Origin of the sequence: Vibrio bivalvicida (assembly GCF_001399455.2) — a bacterium.
Classification (GTDB): domain Bacteria; phylum Pseudomonadota; class Gammaproteobacteria; order Enterobacterales; family Vibrionaceae; genus Vibrio; species Vibrio bivalvicida.
In genome coordinates this window covers 518,288-535,870 of sequence record NZ_LLEI02000021.1, presented here as the reverse complement: position 1 = coordinate 535,870, position 17,583 = coordinate 518,288, and the positions used below count along the sequence as shown (strand labels likewise).

The following is a 17,583-nucleotide window of genomic DNA, read 5'->3' as shown; positions in this document are numbered from 1 at the left end:
GATGAAGTCACTTCCATTTATCTATCACGGACAGTCTTCTGATTGGCTAACGTTAGAAGACAAAAAACTTACCGTCACCTTAGCAACAGAGAAAGCGGTTAACTTTACCAAAGTTATGCTGCGACATGAGCCGGACAATGAAGAGTATCTGGTTGAGCTGACGTTAAGCAAAAGCAGTGCCCATTTAAACTACTGGCAAGCTAGCTTTCAACTCAACAGAGATCGAGATGTCACTCACTATGTGTTTAAACTGTTAACTGAAAATGGACAATATTGGCTTGATGCCAAAGGCATTTCAAAGCGAGTTGCACCTAAAGAAACACACTTTAAATACAACGCCGAGCATCAACCTCCAAGTTGGGTGCAAGAACAAGTTTTCTACCAAATATTCCCTGACCGTTTCTGTAATGGACGACCAGAAATCAGCGTTAAAGATAGCGAGTATTTGGTATCTGGTGGGAGAAAACCTGTCGTTACCAAACAATGGGGAGAGCCTGTAGATACAAGCGGTGGTAACGGCGGCTGTGAATTCTATGGCGGAGATTTGTATGGCGTAGAAAGTAAACTAGACTATCTGCAACAGTTGGGAGTAACGGCACTGTACCTTAACCCGATTTTTACTGCGCCAAGTAATCACAAATACGACACTTCCAATTACCTAGAGGTTGACCCTCATTTAGGCAGCAATGAGCACTTTGCTCACCTTTGCCAACAACTGCATAAACGAGAAATGAAGATCATGCTTGATGCAGTGTTCAACCACACCTCAACCGAACACCCGTGGTTTAACTTGCAAGGGCGACAAGATTCTCTTGGTGCCTATCAATCCCCTCTATCTCCATACCGTGATTACTATTTCTTCAACGGTGATAGCCAAGAGTACGTCGGCTGGAAGGGAATACGTTCATTACCCGTACTCAACTTTGAAAACCAACAAGTGAAAGATTATATATATGCCACCAACGATGCTGTTATCAAGCACTGGCTGAAACCACCCTACCAAATTGATGCTTGGCGCTTTGATGTGATCCATATGCTTGGTGAAGGTGAAGGTGCAGCAAACAACGCCCATTATGTAAAAGCGTTTCGAGATTCGGCCAAGCAAGTTAACCCAGATTGCTATGTGTTAGGTGAACACTTCTTTGAAGCTACCCAGTGGCTACAAGGTGATCAGGAAGATGGCGCGATGAACTATTACGGTTTTGCTCATCCGCTAAGAGCACTATTAGCCAAACTCGATATTGCTTTTGACCCTATCGATATCAGCATTAACGAGTTTATTGATTGGCAGGCGGAAGCACGCGCCAAGCTGCCGTGGCAAAACCAGTTGGCCCAACTTAATCAACTAGACAGCCACGACACTGCACGCTTTCTTGAACTGGTGAAACACGATCCTCGCTTGTTTAAGCTCGCCTGTGTTTTGTTGTTTAGCTACGTAGGTACGCCTTGTATCTATTACGGTACCGAACTTGGCATGATGGGCAGCCATGACCCAGACAATCGACGCACTATGCCATGGGAACAAGTGGAAAGCTCACAGTACTTCGATTGGTTTCAACAGTTGATTGCAATTCGAAAGGCTCACCCTGCACTACAAAAGGGTGACTACATCCCCATTCATCATGATGATGAGTGCTTTGTCTTTGCGCGAACATTTGACCAAGACATCCTATTGTGCGCTTTCAACCTGAGCGACAAAACTGTCCATCGTAAGCTTCCTGTCTGGCGGGCAGATATTCACACTTGCGAGTTTCATGGTGAGCTATGCGGAGAAAGGACATACGCTGCAAATGGATTGTTAGACCTGTCTATCCCACCTCGCTCTAGCCTACTGCTAACAGCGGATAGGTAGCCAGTTAAGTTCACACTATTAACAATCACACAAGCGGCACATTGGAAACAATGGGCCGCTTTATTTGACCACAAGCACACCTTTAATCTGTGATATAGCTTTTTTCTATAGCCCACTCTCGATTATCTATTTTCCCGTTGGATAGAATAGGGATAACTTGGCACTAAAGTTAATGACATGGATTGATAGTGATGAACAAGTACCTAAAACCTCTTTCTATTCTAACTCTGGCTATACTCGCATCTAGCCCTGTTGCAGCGATGACCGAAGGCGAAATTACGATTTGGATAAACGGTGATAAGAGCTATGAAGGCTTAGCGAAGATCGGTAAACAGTTTGAACAAGATACTGGGGTGAAAGTCATTGTTCAACATCCAGAGTCATTAGAAGAACGTTTCGAAAAAGTCGCTGCAAAAGGTATGGGGCCAGACGTTATCTTCTGGGCGCACGACCGATTCGGCGGCTATGCAGAGGCTGGGCTATTAAAAGAACTCAACCCAAGCCAAGAATTTAAAGATAAGCTTGTCGACTTTAGTTGGGATGCCGTCACTGTCAATGGCAAGATCATGGGTTATCCCATGGCGGTAGAAACACCGTCACTCATTTACAACAAAGATTTATTGCCAGAACCACCAAGAACATGGGAAGAGCTAGCAGGTATTCACAAACAAATGGCAGCGCAAGGCAAGCAAGCAATCATGTGGGATGTGAAAAATGCCTACTTTACCTGGCCAATGATTTCAGCCGGAGGTGCCTACGCATTTGAGAAAATTGAAGGCGGCTATAACGGACAAAAAACCGGCGTTAATAACCAAGCTGGCGTTAAAGGGCTTCAGTTTCTGGTTGACATGGTCAATCAGGGTGTCGTGAATCCGGACATGGATTACTCGGTATCTGAGGCTGCATTTAGTAAAGGGGAAGTCGCCATGACCATTAACGGCCCTTGGTCTTGGGGAAACCTCGATAAAATGGGGCTCAACTATGGTGTCGCTAAGCTGCCAACCCTGAATGGAGGTAAAGGGAATCCATTCGTTGGTGTACTGAGTGCAGGCATTAATGCCGCCAGCCCAAATGAAGACTTGGCTATAGAGTTCTTGGAAAACTACTTGTTTGTCGATGAGGCTCTAAAAGTAATGAACGATGATAAACCGCTTGGCGCTGTAACGCTGAAAAGCTTCCAAAAGATCCTTGAAAGTGATGAGCGAATAAAAGCAACCATGACCAACGCAGAAAATGGCGAGATCATGCCAAACATTCCACAAATGACTGCTTACTGGTTCGCTGAAGGCGCAGCGATTGACAATGCGATGCAAGGCAAACAAACCGTTAAACAAGCGCTTGATACGGCGGCGAAGCAAATCGTCAAATAGCGAATCTTAACAACCTACTTTTTAATTTTGACTTGTTCAGTCCTTTTGCCGAGAGTTTAACTCTCGGCTTTTTTTACAATTAAATCGATCAAAGCTTGAGTCGGCTGAGTAAAATCCCCAACTTTGGTGTAAATTCCTACCTGGCCAAGTTGCTCTTCATTTAGCCACAGTAAGGCTAGACCTTGGTTTACAAAGTACTCTTCCAGCTTTGATGTATAAGGCATAATGGCATTGCTCATTTTAACCACATCAATACTGGCCGAAAGTGAGTCTAATTCGTAGGTAACTTGGGTGTTTTGCGCAGCCACCGTAAACAATTCTGCACCTTCTTCTGTCAGCACATCACCATGACGAGCGTGATCCGGTGTCACCTTGACTAATGGATAGTCGGTGGCTTTTTCGACAATGTTGGCTTTTGCCCTTAGAGGGTGCTGTGGTCTCACATACCAAGCTTCACTTTCTTGAAAGAGCGGAATAAATCGCACACGGTGACGTGAGTTAATCCCTATCACTTCATGGCCAACAAACAAATCTATTTCATCGTGAATCAAATGATGTAGCATTGATAAACCATTGCCGAACTCAATGTGCATCGAACTATTCGGAAACTGTCTGGTGAATTGCTGTACGGCATCTGCCCCAAAGCACTCCCACCACGCCTCACCGATACCCAACTTGACCTTGCCACCACTTCTAAGCTTCATATCAGAGAGCTGGTGTATCATCTGGGTGTGCTTTTCTTGCACTTCTTGAACATAGCGAAAGTAAACCCAGCCATATTCGGTAAGCTCCACACCCTTCGACTTTCGAACAAACAAGTCAGTACCAAGTTGTTCTTCAAGCTTTTTTATTGCGGTAGTGAGCGATGGCTGGCTGATAAATAGCTTATCAGATGCGGCTTTAATGCTGCCCTGACGAGCCACTTCGTAAAAATAGCGATACTGCTTGTCCATAATATTACGCGGAAGTTTTCGTTAGCTAGAAGCGTAACGCGTGATATTGATTTTTTCTATAGCCCAATTCAAACAATCAATTATTATTACTCACGTTCATTCGCTATAGTTTGGATCGTTAACCATTTCAATTAGGGCGTATAAGATGGAAAAGCGTTGGTGGCATGACAGTGTGGTATATCAGATTTACCCACGCAGCTTTTGTGATTCAAACAACGATGGGATTGGTGACCTACAAGGCATCATCTGTAAGCTCGACTATCTAAAGAATCTAGGTATAGACGTCATTTGGCTCTCTCCGGTTTATCAATCACCAATGGATGATAACGGTTATGACATCTCCGACTATCAGGACATCGCACCTGAATTCGGCACCATGGATGATATGCGACAGCTTATTGAACAAGCCAAACTGCGCGGTATCCGTATTGTCATGGATTTAGTGGTGAACCACACCTCCGACGAGCATCCTTGGTTTATAGAAGCCAAACGCAATCCAAACAGTGAGTATCGTGATTTCTACATCTGGCGCGATGCCAATGAAGATGGTACACCTCCAAGTACTATTGACTCGATCTTTGGTGGCAGCGCTTGGCAATGGGACGAAGAAAATCAGCAGTACTTTTTCCACTTATTTTCAAAACGCCAACCCGATCTTAACTGGGAAAATCCCAATCTGCACAATAAAGTGTTCGAGATGATGAACTGGTGGATTGACCAAGGCATCGGGGGATTTCGTTTAGATGTAATCGACCTAATCGGAAAAGAAATCGATAAAGGGATCACCGGCAATGGCGAACGTTTACACCCACTGCTGAAACAAATGAATCAAGCAACCTTTGGTAACAAAGACTTACTTACCGTTGGCGAAACCTGGGGAGCGACACCAGACATTGCCAAACTGTATAGTGATCCAGAAAGGCAAGAATTGTCCATGGTGTTCCAATTTGAACACATCACCCTCACATGGCAAAACGGCGACAAATGGCAACCTATTCCACTCGACTTAAATACGTTTAAGCAAGTGCTGACCAAGTGGCAAGTTGAGTTGAAAAACCAAGGGTGGAACTCGCTATTTTGGAACAACCATGATTTGCCACGTGTCGTATCAAAATATGGCTGTGATAAACACTACCGCGTCCGATCAGCCAAAATGCTCGCAACAACCCTACACTTTATGAAAGGGACGCCCTACATCTATCAAGGTGAAGAGATTGGCATGACCAACGTTGCATTTGAAACCATTGAACAATATAAAGATATTGAAACACTCAACTTCTACAAAGTGAAAACCGAATCCGGTGTCAGTCATGAACATATGATGACAGCCATCCATGAAAATGGACGTGACAACGCGCGTACCCCAATGCAATGGAATAATGACAACCATGCTGGTTTCACTAACAGCGCCCCATGGATAGAGGTTAACCCTAACTACCCAGAGATAAACGTTGCTGCCGCTCTTGCTGATAAAGAGTCCATCTTCTATCACTACAAGAAACTGATTACGCTGCGCAAAGTTCACCCAGTGATCGTGTATGGCGATTTTATTCCATTGCTCGAACAACACCCGCAAGTCTTTGCCTACGAACGTAAGAATGACACTGAACACTTAGTTGTAATCAACAATTTCAGCGCTGAGCCGCAAAGCTTCGATCTACCCGAGCATTTAGCAGACCGATCCGTTATTACACTTATCAGCAACGGGCAGTCAATTTCTTCATTTGGCCATGACTTAGTCCTGATGCCCTATGAGTCTTTCGCTGTAATGCTCTAGTGAAGAGTCTACAAGCAGTGACACCTAGCAATACGCCGGTGTTACTGTTTTGCTTTATCACTTAGATTAACTGTTCGATCTGGCTAATAGTGGTTTGTGCTGACTGATAATTAACTTGAAGTTCTACGATGCCTTCAGCCGTTTGGACAAACAGCGAGGGGAAGCTATTACCACCTATGCTGCGTGCGAAATCTAACTCGCGCATAAACTCTTCATTTAAGGTGACCGAGCCGAAATCGGATTCAAACCGCTCGATATCCAAACCTATGCTGTCGGCAAGATCTATCAGTACATCACTGTCACTTGGGTTTCGCGCTTCTAGATAATATGCCGATTGAATGGCACTGAGCATCTGTTTCTCCGCACCCTGTTTGCGCGCAGCCAATACCGCTCGACATGCAGGGTAAGTGGAACGCCTAGGAAGGTTAGTGTTCCAAAACTCATAGTTAAACTGAGTTCCAAGGAAGTCTTCAATTTTTCGCCAATGCGAGACTATTTGTCGCTGCATTTCAGCTGGCATTGGCAGATCAGAGTCTGGGGCTAGACCGCCCACTACGTACTGAATTTCGATCTTGCCCTCTAAAATTTGGCAAATCTGCTGCCACACAGGCTTATAACCCCAGCACCAAGAACACATAGGATCATAAATGTAGTAGAGTTTATTTTCGGCCATCCACTTTGCTCCGGAGTGTTGTTGATAGCTTTAAGCATAATCGCTTGCCATCAAATTGCACTAAATTCCAGTGAGCAAATTTACAGCAAGATCACCAAAGGTTTGTAAACTGGCTTTGCATCGCTCGACTGACAGGCAGTTTGGCGTTACCAATTACAACCACCATTTTGCCGGTAATGACTTTTTTAACTTTCTCGACGGCCGAAACATTGATAATGGTTGATCTGTGTATCTGCCAAAAATTGTTTGGATCAAGTTGTTGCAATAACTCTTTTAATGACGTTCTCAATAGGTATTCAACAGTTTTATCTTCTTCTTTGGTAAATACTGAAACATACTTATCTTCCGCCTTAAAGTAGAGCACATCCGAGATAGAGATAAGATGGATATCCTCCCCTTTACTGGCTCGTAGCCAGCTCAAATAACTCGGTATCGATTGATCTCCAAGTTGCTGAATTTGAGTAAGCAATGTCGCCATATCTGGCTGGTGAGGTGCAGATGCACTCTCAAGGCGCTGCTTTATCTTTGATATACACTGCTCTAGTCTCTGCTCGGATAAAGGCTTTAATAGATAGTCAAGTGCGTTAGCCTCAAATGCTTGCAGTGCATACTCATCATACGCAGTGATAAACACAACTTGAGTGAGGCTGCCCATTTTACCTAACGCTTTCGCAGCAGACATACCATCTAATTGAGGCATTTTTATATCTAGAAAAACAACATCGGGCTTTGATTGCTCGATCATCTCTAAAGCTTCTTGACCGTTTTTCGCTTGACCAACAATCTCAAGTTGCGGCCAAACGTCGGCGAGCATTTTGTTTAGATGATGTCTCAATAGCGGCTCGTCATCTGCAATTACTGCGCTGTATCCCTTATTCGTCATGAAACCTTCCTGTTAAGAACTGACTCTAGCAAATGGCACTTGGATCACCGCCTGAACACCACCCGATGTCGACTGCTTAATGGTAAGACTAGCTTGAGGGCCATAAAGTGCTTTCAGTCGCTCTTTGGTATTTTCTAATCCAATCCCATGACCAGTACTGTTCGGTGCATTCGCAAACCCTACACCAGAATCTTCCACTTCAATCACCATAAGTTGTTCTTTGTGCGAGACTTCGACAGAGATCTCACCTCCATCAACTTTGGGTTCGATTCCATGCTGAATGGCATTTTCGACTAAAGGCTGGAGTAACAAAGGGGCAAAAGTGACCTCTTCATTGACCGAGTTATTTATGGTGTAGCTCAAACGCTCACCCAAGCGTATCGTCTGAATGGCTAAGTAGGCGTCGACTAATTCTAATTCTGCGCCTAGGGTCGATGTCTCTTGACGGCTGTTTTGTAACGTCCCTCTAAGCAAATCCGTTAGTTTTTCTAACATATGCTGAGCGGCCTTGGGATCTTGGCTAATCAAGGCACTAACATTGGCGAGTGTATTGAACAAAAAGTGTGGTTCGATCTGACTTTGCAAGTGGCGTAGTTGGCTCATCACCAAGGCCTTCTCTTGCTCAGATTGAATACGCTTAGCGGTCTCTAACTCCTTTTGAGCAATCAGTTTCTGCTCGTGATTATAAAAATAGAAAAAGCAGATCGCGGAAAATATAAAGCCAAGAATCACAACAGATTTCATCTGACTGAGATCAGAGAAAGTCTCATAGTCGTTTAACCACCAATACGCATTGGCTGTACCAATTACCATTGCACAAGTAATCGCTATCCCCGTAACGATTAGCTTTGATAGCTGCGGCCAAAACCTGTATACAACTAAAGAACTTACCACCGAGCTATAACCAAAACCTAAACTGATCACGAGGTGTTCAAGATACGCGCTCGGCCAGATTGTTTTCGTAACCACAGCAATCACTGCACAGAAGATGCTCGTGTAACCAAAACTTTTTAAAGCACCTACTGTGTCAGTCGTCGATTGGGTCATTAGAATTTCCCTCTTAGATTAAGAAAAATCATACGCTTATCAGATAAATTTGCATATAGAGACTCACTGTCACCTGTCATAAAACGGGCTGCAAGTTCCACAGAAAATGACGCAGAGCCAGAATCGTAGACTCGATAATTTAACCATTGGGTAGCAATCATACCCTGATCCTGTGGCGAATATAAAAGATCAAAGGTTGGGGTCAGGTTATCAAGCCATAGAATCTCGTTCGTCCATACCCACTGACTCCAGCTTGTAGAATCTAGAGACCAGTGGAACATCACGTTGTGTTGTACGAGGTTAGCATTGTTTAAACCCTGAGCATAAGAAGATGCCAGCGGCTTAAGTTCATTATGGTTAGAAAGTGAAGCAGCGCGATCATACGCATTATTCCACTCCCCTTTACTCCAACTTCGACTGTCATACCAATACTCTAAGATGATGTTATTACCCACTGCGTTTGCCCAGTTGAGTCCAACTAACGCTTGAAAGCCATCCTTTTCCTCAACCAAATTGACAGGGATATTACTTTCACCTTGTGCATAACTATGGTACTTACGCTGATAGAGTACGGAGCTGTGAACAGACCAGGCATCATTGAGCACCGTAACAAATGAACCACCGAGCAAACCTTGTCTAACATCATCATAGTAAGCAAGCATTTGCCACTCACTATTACCCCAAAGAGCATAACGCCGGAAGCCTAAACCTTGTTGCTCCGACGCGTCTTCTAGCTCGCTGCCCTTTTGCTGCGTCCATGAAGAGTCGCTGTATACAAGGCTCCATTCCCCTGACATGTCAAAGTACGAAGCCATCGCAACACCGGTGCCTTCTTCCACCTGAATCCCAACTGGGTTTCTTCGATAAGGTTTAAAGACATCAAGTGGGCGATAGCCGTAACCTACCCCCCAATCGAGTCGTACTTTGCCTAAGGTCAAATCTATTGGGGTGTTAAACAAATCCACACCACCTTGCCAAAATAGTTCTTGGATTATCAGCTCACCATCATAAGATTGAGATGAATCCGAGCTATAGATTTGGTTTGCTTTAGCAGCAATCAGGCCAGTAAAACCATACCCTTCTAGTTGTAAATCTAGAAGCGCATCGACGATTTGGGTGCTTTTTTCGTCCGGAGAACCTAGCAACGCCGAATCACGATGTTCAGCTGTGTTGGCACTTAGCGTATAGTCCCAATCAAAGCGGATTTCATCAGCGATTACCGATGTGGCAAGCACCATTGAACTGATTAACGCAAAGCACAGTTTCATCTACAACTCCGATACTGCATTACGAGTAAGATAGGCAGGATTGTAGTACTTGTCTTCAAGCTCAAAAGGCACGATTTCTTGATACTCAATCACCGTCTTTTTCGCAGGCTGAATTTGGTCGAGTAAGATCATAGCGACAACACGCTGCTGACCGTCACGCTCTCCTGGGGTAAACCAAGCTCGTTTGGCCAATTTTCCTGAACGCAGGTAAAGGTCAGCTTTGATCGGAAAATCATTACTTTCATCTAGCCACAATTCGATTTTGGAATAACTGGCGCCCTTAGTTGTTGCTCTTAGGCGTAAGTGATTCACTTGCAACGATTCACCATCTACATCCAACTGCTCAGGTTTTACAAAAGTAGCGTGGTAATCTTCACTCCAGGTTAGCGTTGAAATATCTCCTACAGAGGCTTCACCCAGCAACTTTTGCATCGGTGTAATTCGAATCGGGCGGCGGCTTTTCGGCATCACTAGCCAGTAGTTGTCTCCCAACATCAACATCTTTTGCCCCGCTTCAACCTGTGACTTAAACAAGACTAAAGACTCTCGGTTAGGGCGAGTGTAAACATTGTATTCACGCGTTTTATCTAGCTCGCCATTTTCAAACAAACTGACCAACGAGACTACTTTCGCTGCATCGGTATCAAGGCGATATTGGTCAGCATTTTTAACCATAGTCACCACATCTTTGGCCATCACCGTTGATGCCGCTGCGGCAAGCAACATACCAATAGCTATCTTTTTAATCGAACTAAACATAAATCAGTGCCTCCGTGATTGGTTTCTTAACTCCTTTCGATGCCGATAACCATGCTGCGACAACACAAATGATCAACACACCTATTGCCGTTGTGATAAGTAGCTCTGGTGAAAAATAGATATTAAGCGGATAACCCTCGCTTCGACCAGGAGGAGGTGGCATTTGCACATCAACCACCATAAGCAATAGGCTAACGACAAAACTCAACACCCCACCAATCGAGGCTCCAATCATGGCAAGCAGAGCAGATTCTCTAACAAACCCAGATACAATCTCACCTGGGTAAGTACCTAGAGCCGAAAGTGTTCCAATCTCTCTTGTGCGTTCAGTGACCGACATTGTCATGGTATTAAACAACGCAACAAACACGACCAAAGCCATTACCGCGCCCATGATGCCAAAGATACGGTCATAAAGATCTTTCACCTTGGTATAGAAAAACGCGCGATCTTGCCAAGGCGTGATTTCTACAGGTTGTTTAAGATCCATCGCTGCAAGTTGCGCTTCTACCCATTGTTTCATTGGCAGTGTTTGCTCTGTGTCGAACAAGAATACCGACAATGTACTTACCCTGTCGCTACTCAAAAGCTCTTGGGCAGATTTAATGTGAATATAAAGCTGACGCTTGTCGAGTTCAGGAACACCCGTTGAGTAAATGCCTCTTACCTTATAGTCATAGGCGTTGAGCGCACCATCGCTTGTTGTTGCCAATAACGTCACCCAGTCTCCGGGTTCAACACTTAAGTTGCGAGCCAAATCCACACCTAGCATCACTTCTGGCTCACTTGGGTCGTAACGTGATGATTGAATGCTCGACAACGTTTTGCCTTGGCGCACATCCAAAAATGGCCCCTTCATATCAAATTCACGCTCATTGACTCCTGTGCCAACAAAAATGGTTGATTTACTGCCGTTAGACACAAGCCCTGTAAACTCAATTCTCGGCTGAACCCCACGAACTTTGTTATTAGCTAAAATGCGTTGAGTAAGTTGAGTCCCGTCAGCTAAACCATTTGCGAGTGGCATCTCTTCATCTTTCTCAAAAAATCCGGGCTGGCTGATAGTTAAATGGCCAGTATCTCTTGCCGTCGACTCTTGCAGAGAGTCATAGGTATAAAGCCCGAATCCACCAGCCGATGTTAAAGCAAAAATAGCGATCGCAATGATCAATAACGACAAAACGCTACGACGTTTATTTCGCTGTAGGTTAAGATACGCAATACGCAATGATTGTGGAATTAGCTTGCCCATTTCATTGGCTCCTTATTAATCGTACCGTCTAGTAGGTCGATGCTTCGGTCACACTGCACCGCCATACGTGGGTCGTGTGTGGCAACAATGAAAGTTGTGTCAAACTCGTGCCCAAGGCTTTTCATCAGATCAATAACGACCGAGGCGGTGTGGCTGTCTAAACTTGCGGTTGGTTCATCGGCGATCACCATTTGTGGCTTGTGTATCAATGCTCTGGCAATTGCAACTCGCTGTTGTTGCCCACCAGAGAGGTTATCTGGGCGATGGTTGGCAAATTCTTTCAAACCAACTTTGTCCAAAATTTCGATGGATTTTCGTTTCTGATCTTGAAGAGAGTAACCATTCAACATCAGTGGATACGCAACATTTTCCCACGCCGTCATCACAGGTATTAGATTGAACTTCTGAAATACAAACCCCAGTTGATTTCGACGCATTTGAGCGGCTTTTAGGTTATCTTTTGGGTATGCTGTACCAGATAACTCTATTGAGCCTTGATAGTCCATATCCAGTAGCCCTAGTATATTTAACAGAGTACTTTTTCCTGAACCTGAAGGACCACACAAGGCGACCATCTCACCTTTATTGATCTCACCACTGACCTGGCTCAAGGCTTCAACTTGCTGTTGCCCTATTCGATATGTCTTACTGAGTTGCTCGAAACGAATCATAACGCCTCCTTAAGCAGCCGAATCTAAAATGGCTGTTGCTTGTAATGTCATCGGGTGGTTAGGGTTACGAGCTTGCATCTCCGCTACCCATTTTTTAGCTTGAGGCTTATCTTCCGCTCTTAGTGCTGCTTGAATGGCGTAAATATAAACCCAAGAGATCGCGTCGTAGTGCTGCGTGGTGAATGAGTTATCGGCTAACAAATCAAGGAAGATGTCATAACCACGTTCAAAGTGATTAAACATATCGGGTAAAGAAGTAAAGGTTGAGCCCGCTATCGATCTCGCAAGCAACGACTCAGGTAACCCCTGACGATAGTCTTGCTGTTCAATAGGTGTGGCTTGAGCGTGCAATAAGTCCAACCCTTTGCTGATGGTCGCAAGCCCTTGCTCGGTGTACTTCATCTTGTTCCAAGGCATAAACGCGTCTCGCCCCATTAGGGTTTGGGTACTGCCCAAATAAACTAAGCTCAATGGATCAACACCTTGCTGTGAAATCTGTTGTTCGAGTTGCTGATACACCTGTTCAACTTTGTCTTCATCGCCTTCTGCGGCGAGATTATATTGCGCGATCAACTCTTCGCTTGGGGCAGCCATAACATGTGCCGCCATAAGTAAGCCCACACCCAAGATACCTGCTAATTTTGCTGAATTCATTTGCCTATTCCCTTGCCTGTTTTGATAGTGAAAGACTAACTAGACAACAAAAAGACTGCAGCACTATGTGACAAATGGAAAAAATCGGGAGTGAATGGTCGAAAAGAGGATTAAATGGTTAAGGTATAAGCCATTGATGAAGGTGCGGCGGTAGCATTTAAGCACTATGATCGTTAAAGTAGCGGCAAGATTAAACCACCCGTTGATTCAATGTGGTCGTAAAAACAGAAGTAGACAGAGACAAATCCAATGATTAATGACGATAGAATTATTGCTGACCTAACCGAACTTGAAGCGTTCCTCGTTGCGGTAGAAAGTGGCGTTCTAGGACTAAGCAATGCTGCGGGCGTAGTATTAGCAACCAATAACAGTGACGGACGTCGATTTGTAGCAGTATTAGACGATAAGCATCAACTGGTGTTAGGTCGTTGGGTAACAGAAGAGGTATTCCAGACAGGCCAAGATTTGGTTCGAAATGGACCTAAACGCCCCCACTAATCAAAATAAACAGATAATAAGCCTGCATTTATGCGGGCTTAATTTTAACTAAAACTAACTTTAAACTCTCACCGATAATAACAAAAAACAAACACTATCCAATATTTCGGATAAACATCCAGTTATTATAAATAAAAAGAGACCAATTATAATTAACCAGTCTCTTATTTAATTATATTTAGAATCTATTCTTATGCGTTTGGCGGTGTGCCTTCACCGTTAGACACCACTGCATCAATTTGTACTAGTGCACCCATAGCAATTTCTGATACACCGACAACAGTACGCGCAGGAAGCTCACGCTCAAAGTATGTCTTATACACTTCATTCACTGCTTCTAAATCTGCCATATCACGTAGTTGGATGTTGACCTTGACGATATCGTCCATCACATGATCAATACTTTCAACGATCGCTTTGATATTGTTGAGACATTGCGCAGCCTGATCTTTTGCACCACCGGAAACAAGTTGGCTCACGTTAGCTTTCATAGGTAACTGCGCTGCAATATGATTGTAGTGCGAGAAGGCGACTGTCTGAGTGTGTAGCGGGTTGATTGGTGCGTTTTCAGTGTTGTGAGCTCTGATAACAATACCGTGTCTGTCTTCAACCTCTTGCGGTGGTGTACCGTCACCGTGCGAAACAACCGCATCAATCTGAACGCGAGCGCCCATTGGTAGATCAGCCACTGAAACAAAGGTGCGCGCTGGTACGTAGCCTAAAGTACGCGCGATTGACGAATCTGGGAAGAAAGTGCTGTATGCCTCATCAACAGCTGCCATGTCAGCGAGATCTTTAAGGTAAACATTAACCTTAACAATGTCGTCGAATGGTACATCAATGCTTTCCATAATCGCTTTGATGTTTTTCAGACACTGCGCGGTTTGCTCTTGCACACTACCTTCGACTAACTTGCCTGTTTCAGCATCGATAGGTAGTTGCGCAGAAATATTATTGTAGTGAGAAAATGCGACGGTCTGAGTCGATACAGGGCTGAATGGGGCTTTTTTGCTGTCTGTAGATAGCTTGATCAGTGCGCAAGGCTCTTGAGGTGCTGTGCCTTCACCGTTTGAGATAAGTGCGTCCATTTGAACCAGAGCGTCGCCATGTGGTAGTGCGTTGACAGCTACGGTCGTGCGCGTTGGTAGCAAGTTAGGGAAGAAGGTCGAATATACCTCATCCACAGCTGCCAGATCTGAAATGTTCTTCAGGTGAACATTGATGCGAACAACGTCGTCCATGACGTGGTCAATACTTTCAACAATCGCCTTAATATTGCTTAAACATTGTTTCGCTTGGTCTTTAACATCACCGACGACAATCTCACCCGTTGTAGGGTCTAGAGGTAATTGCGCAGAAATATTGTTGTAGTGAGAGAATGCTACGCTTTGCGTAGAAAGCTCTGAAACGGGTGCATTTTCGGTGTTTCTTGAAACTTTAATAATTGCGCCACTCATGTCGATTTTTATCCTTCTATTTCACGCTAGATATAATTTATCTTGGGTAGGTTTTCGTTATTGGAATTAAAGTGACATGATAGTAAGTGAAATATTCACGGCTATTTGTGATGGCAATCAAGATCTAATTTCACTAGAAAGCCCTCTCAATCAGGATATTTAGTCATTACGAGATTAAATATCCTAATTTGTGCAGCTTAATTAGAAGATTATTTAATTTAAAGACTTAGTCTTGCGTTAAAAGTGCATACATACTCAGCTAAGATTTATCACAATACGCAGACTTTCGTCTAAATCTGATAGCAGCTTCACAAGATTCCCTTAGCAACACCACGACACCACTTTTCACACTGCGATTTATCTCATCTCCACTGCATAAATTGTCTTGTGTCATAGTAATCACCTTAATCGACCCTATCCGACATTTATCGCCACTACTCTTGCCATATCATTGACAAAACAGGTCTGACCAGAATAGATTTAAATAACAATTTAGCAACAAATTCCAGACCATGCATATTGACCAATTGTTACAACAAGCCAAGCATTGCATCATCAATCAAGAATCCATGACCTTTCCAGAAAGTTGGGGGCAAGGTAGAACTGCATTTGGTGGATTGTCTGCAGCTATACTCTATGCCGCTATGAGACAGCATGTCGAAGGCAATAGACCATTACGATCATTAACAACGAACTTTGTTGGGCCTTTACTTGCCGAGACCCCTTTCACATTTGAGATTGAGCTACTCCGTGAAGGTAAAAGTGCGTCGCAGTTAGCCGCACGTATCATTCAAAACGATCAGGTCGCGGTTATTCAACAAGCTTGTTTTGGTATCGAGCGCTTTTCTGAGATTGAAGTACCGAGTCTCGACATTCATGAAATGCCATCGCCACTGTCTCTGCCAAGAGTACCAGTGATTCAGGGGGTCACTCCCAGCTTTATAGGCAACATAGACTTAGCCATAGCACAAGGTGAGATGCCCTACAGCGGTAAGATGGTTTCAGACCTATCAGGTTGGATGCGCTTTAAACATGCACCCCAAGAAATCACCGACGCGCACTTGATCTGCTTGATTGATGCGTGGCCACCAGCGGTATTACAGATGATGAGTCAGCCTGCGCCAGCAAGTACCATGATGTGGAATCTAGAGTTCATTCACCCTCATCAACCCATGAGGCCTGACGAGTTTCTCGCGTATAAAGCGACGACACGCCAAGCGGCTAACGGGTACGCTCACTTAGAAGCGGACATTTGGGACAATTCAGGAGAACTCATCGCGATCAGTCGACAAAGTGTCGCGGTATTTAGCTAGTAGTGGCATCAGATAGCAACTTCCTGCGGGAGATTTTGTATCCTGCTGTAGCTCACAATTGGACAGAAGCTTTTCAGTGACTTTGCTAATTTAGCATTTAACGGATTATCTTGGGTACCGCTAAACTTTTAACCCAGCAGCGAAGGCTACACATTATCTGAAGAATTGTTATAACCCTTTTATTTTATTCTTAGCTAAATTTTCTTGTTGCTTAAGGAACATGAAGAAGTTTGTCTCACTAATAAATGGGTTCCCATTTGCACCTAGCTTCTCCCTGTTCTCAAATAGGTAATTTTTATGTGGATGGTTCGAAAGGTTAACGCTCACTACAGGCGGCTGGAGTGAAATCTTTCTAATTTTCTCCATACTACTTAAGAACTGTTCAATCATTTTTGGGTCGTTGCCACTTACGCTATGGCCACCAACGATAAAAGCACGATGTTCAGCGCCTTTATCTTTGACTGTAAAATCTAGGGAAAAATCACCTTCGGTGTGACCCGGTGTGAGATAGAACTTAAACTCATGACCACCAATAACCATAGAGGTATCGCTTTTTATCTCTATGTCTAGGGTTGGTGGAAGAAACTTATTCTCACCTTTGCTTTTGTTTGATTGCTGTATGGATAGCTCATGAGCGCTTTTAGTCATCACAACTTTAGAAGATCCATACATCTTCTGAAGTAACTGAGCGCCCCCAACATGGTCAGAATGCCCATGCGTTACCAAGATGTGCGTTATTGGCTCATCTTCTAACCCTAGCTTCTCAAGATTGATAGGAATCCACTTAGAATAAGGGAAATCAAGTGTATCAATTATCACTAGTCCGTCATCTGTATCAATTGCATATGATGAAACCCATTTGTCCCCAATATAATAAACACTATCAAACATCTGAAACGGTTCTACATAACCGTTCTTATCATCCATCGTTGGAACGTCTTTGCTTGAGGAAGCAAAGACCGATGCACTGAAAAGGACACCTAATATAATTTTTTTCACGAAATCACCTGCAAACACTTACTGCTTAGTTTGAGTTCTGACTTACCAAGACACTTCTTGAGCGCTCAGCCAGTCCAAAAGGGATCTACGATTTTGATTGCAATTTATTGCATAATCAAGGCAAAAGGTACTCTATTTACTTTGTGGCCTAGCGATA

The 17,583-nt window shown here is 44.0% G+C and carries 16 protein-coding genes; 5 read left to right on the top strand and 11 right to left on the bottom strand.

The genetic code is table 11. The annotated features are described in order from the left end of the window. Position 1 precedes the first annotated feature (1 nt). Both malZ and malE read left to right on the top strand, forming a co-directional pair. Positions 2 to 1,852 carry a maltodextrin glucosidase gene (malZ, locus tag APB76_RS07665; protein ID WP_054962123.1) on the top strand — a complete coding sequence of 617 codons (1,851 nt, stop codon included), beginning with the start codon at positions 2 to 4 and terminating at the stop codon, positions 1,850 to 1,852. 191 nt (positions 1,853 to 2,043) lie between these two features. After that, the gene (gene malE, locus APB76_RS07660; RefSeq protein WP_049845966.1) at positions 2,044 to 3,222 is read left to right on the top strand and encodes a maltose/maltodextrin ABC transporter substrate-binding protein MalE; all 1,179 of its coding nucleotides are present in this window, start codon (positions 2,044 to 2,046) and stop codon (positions 3,220 to 3,222) included. A 56-nt stretch (positions 3,223 to 3,278) separates the two neighbouring features. Here the strand turns inward: malE and APB76_RS07655 are convergent, their stop codons facing one another. After that, positions 3,279 to 4,175 carry a LysR family transcriptional regulator gene (locus APB76_RS07655; protein WP_054962122.1) on the bottom strand — a complete coding sequence of 299 codons (897 nt, stop codon included), beginning with the start codon at positions 4,173 to 4,175 and terminating at the stop codon, positions 3,279 to 3,281. Between the two features lie 145 nt (positions 4,176 to 4,320). Here APB76_RS07655 and APB76_RS07650 point away from each other — a divergent pair, with 145 nt between their 5' ends. After that, complete coding sequence (locus APB76_RS07650; protein WP_054962121.1) at positions 4,321 to 5,952, top strand: glycoside hydrolase family 13 protein; 1,632 nt, start codon at positions 4,321 to 4,323, stop codon at positions 5,950 to 5,952. A 61-nt stretch (positions 5,953 to 6,013) separates the two neighbouring features. On the opposite strand, the gene APB76_RS07645 is transcribed toward APB76_RS07650, so the two are convergent. From APB76_RS07645 to APB76_RS07610, 8 genes are all read right to left on the bottom strand, one after another. Further along, positions 6,014 to 6,625 (bottom strand): DsbA family protein, encoded by a 612-nt coding sequence (locus APB76_RS07645; RefSeq protein ID WP_054962120.1) that lies wholly within the window; start codon positions 6,623 to 6,625, stop codon positions 6,014 to 6,016. A gap of 91 nt (positions 6,626 to 6,716) precedes the next feature. Then, on the bottom strand, positions 6,717 to 7,508 hold the full coding sequence (locus tag APB76_RS07640; protein ID WP_054962119.1) for a LytR/AlgR family response regulator transcription factor: 792 nt from the start codon (positions 7,506 to 7,508) through the stop codon (positions 6,717 to 6,719). A gap of 12 nt (positions 7,509 to 7,520) precedes the next feature. Beyond that, the gene (locus APB76_RS07635) at positions 7,521 to 8,555 is read right to left on the bottom strand and encodes a sensor histidine kinase (RefSeq protein WP_054962118.1); all 1,035 of its coding nucleotides are present in this window, start codon (positions 8,553 to 8,555) and stop codon (positions 7,521 to 7,523) included. Further along, entirely contained in the window at positions 8,555 to 9,823 is a 1,269-nt protein-coding gene (locus tag APB76_RS07630; protein WP_054962117.1) for a hypothetical protein, read from the bottom strand. The genes APB76_RS07635 and APB76_RS07630 overlap by 1 nt, the downstream gene beginning before the upstream one ends. Continuing rightward, entirely contained in the window at positions 9,824 to 10,549 is a 726-nt protein-coding gene (locus tag APB76_RS07625) for an outer membrane lipoprotein-sorting protein (RefSeq protein WP_408058671.1), read from the bottom strand. It abuts the gene before it with no gap. Positions 10,550 to 10,574: 25 nt separating this feature from the next. After that, positions 10,575 to 11,834, bottom strand: coding sequence for an ABC transporter permease (locus tag APB76_RS07620; RefSeq protein WP_054962115.1), 1,260 nt, complete (start codon positions 11,832 to 11,834; stop codon positions 10,575 to 10,577). Next, positions 11,822 to 12,505, bottom strand: coding sequence for an ABC transporter ATP-binding protein (locus tag APB76_RS07615; protein WP_054962114.1), 684 nt, complete (start codon positions 12,503 to 12,505; stop codon positions 11,822 to 11,824). Before APB76_RS07615 ends, APB76_RS07620 begins: the two co-directional genes overlap by 13 nt. 9 nt (positions 12,506 to 12,514) lie before the next feature. Further along, a complete protein-coding gene (locus tag APB76_RS07610; protein WP_054962113.1) occupies positions 12,515 to 13,159 on the bottom strand; it encodes a hypothetical protein in 645 nt (214 codons plus the stop codon). A gap of 249 nt (positions 13,160 to 13,408) precedes the next feature. Between APB76_RS07610 and APB76_RS07605 the strand changes: the two genes are divergently transcribed. Further along, positions 13,409 to 13,657 (top strand): hypothetical protein, encoded by a 249-nt coding sequence (locus APB76_RS07605; RefSeq protein WP_004746029.1) that lies wholly within the window; start codon positions 13,409 to 13,411, stop codon positions 13,655 to 13,657. 191 nt (positions 13,658 to 13,848) lie between these two features. Here the strand turns inward: APB76_RS07605 and APB76_RS07600 are convergent, their stop codons facing one another. Beyond that, positions 13,849 to 15,114: a RidA family protein gene (locus APB76_RS07600; protein WP_054962112.1), complete on the bottom strand. Its 1,266-nt coding sequence runs from the start codon at positions 15,112 to 15,114 to the stop codon at positions 13,849 to 13,851. A gap of 512 nt (positions 15,115 to 15,626) precedes the next feature. On the opposite strand from APB76_RS07600, the gene APB76_RS07595 reads away from it, so the two are divergent. Then, a complete protein-coding gene (locus APB76_RS07595; protein WP_054962111.1) occupies positions 15,627 to 16,427 on the top strand; it encodes an acyl-CoA thioesterase in 801 nt (266 codons plus the stop codon). Between the two features lie 168 nt (positions 16,428 to 16,595). Here the strand turns inward: APB76_RS07595 and APB76_RS07590 are convergent, their stop codons facing one another. After that, positions 16,596 to 17,426: an MBL fold metallo-hydrolase gene (locus APB76_RS07590; RefSeq protein ID WP_193395076.1), complete on the bottom strand. Its 831-nt coding sequence runs from the start codon at positions 17,424 to 17,426 to the stop codon at positions 16,596 to 16,598. Positions 17,427 to 17,583: the final 157 nt, after the last annotated feature.

Coding starts and splice junctions, on each gene's coding strand:
- malZ (WP_054962123.1), top strand. CDS start 2: ATGAAGTCACTTCCATTTATCTATCACGGACAGTCTTCTGATTGGCTA.
- malE (WP_049845966.1), top strand. CDS start 2,044: ATGAACAAGTACCTAAAACCTCTTTCTATTCTAACTCTGGCTATACTC.
- APB76_RS07655 (WP_054962122.1), bottom strand. CDS start 4,175: ATGGACAAGCAGTATCGCTATTTTTACGAAGTGGCTCGTCAGGGCAGC.
- APB76_RS07650 (WP_054962121.1), top strand. CDS start 4,321: ATGGAAAAGCGTTGGTGGCATGACAGTGTGGTATATCAGATTTACCCA.
- APB76_RS07645 (WP_054962120.1), bottom strand. CDS start 6,625: ATGGCCGAAAATAAACTCTACTACATTTATGATCCTATGTGTTCTTGG.
- APB76_RS07640 (WP_054962119.1), bottom strand. CDS start 7,508: ATGACGAATAAGGGATACAGCGCAGTAATTGCAGATGACGAGCCGCTA.
- APB76_RS07635 (WP_054962118.1), bottom strand. CDS start 8,555: ATGACCCAATCGACGACTGACACAGTAGGTGCTTTAAAAAGTTTTGGT.
- APB76_RS07630 (WP_054962117.1), bottom strand. CDS start 9,823: ATGAAACTGTGCTTTGCGTTAATCAGTTCAATGGTGCTTGCCACATCG.
- APB76_RS07625 (WP_408058671.1), bottom strand. CDS start 10,549: ATGTTGCTTGCCGCAGCGGCATCAACGGTGATGGCCAAAGATGTGGTG.
- APB76_RS07620 (WP_054962115.1), bottom strand. CDS start 11,834: ATGGGCAAGCTAATTCCACAATCATTGCGTATTGCGTATCTTAACCTA.
- APB76_RS07615 (WP_054962114.1), bottom strand. CDS start 12,505: ATGATTCGTTTCGAGCAACTCAGTAAGACATATCGAATAGGGCAACAG.
- APB76_RS07610 (WP_054962113.1), bottom strand. CDS start 13,159: ATGAATTCAGCAAAATTAGCAGGTATCTTGGGTGTGGGCTTACTTATG.
- APB76_RS07605 (WP_004746029.1), top strand. CDS start 13,409: ATGATTAATGACGATAGAATTATTGCTGACCTAACCGAACTTGAAGCG.
- APB76_RS07600 (WP_054962112.1), bottom strand. CDS start 15,114: ATGAGTGGCGCAATTATTAAAGTTTCAAGAAACACCGAAAATGCACCC.
- APB76_RS07595 (WP_054962111.1), top strand. CDS start 15,627: ATGCATATTGACCAATTGTTACAACAAGCCAAGCATTGCATCATCAAT.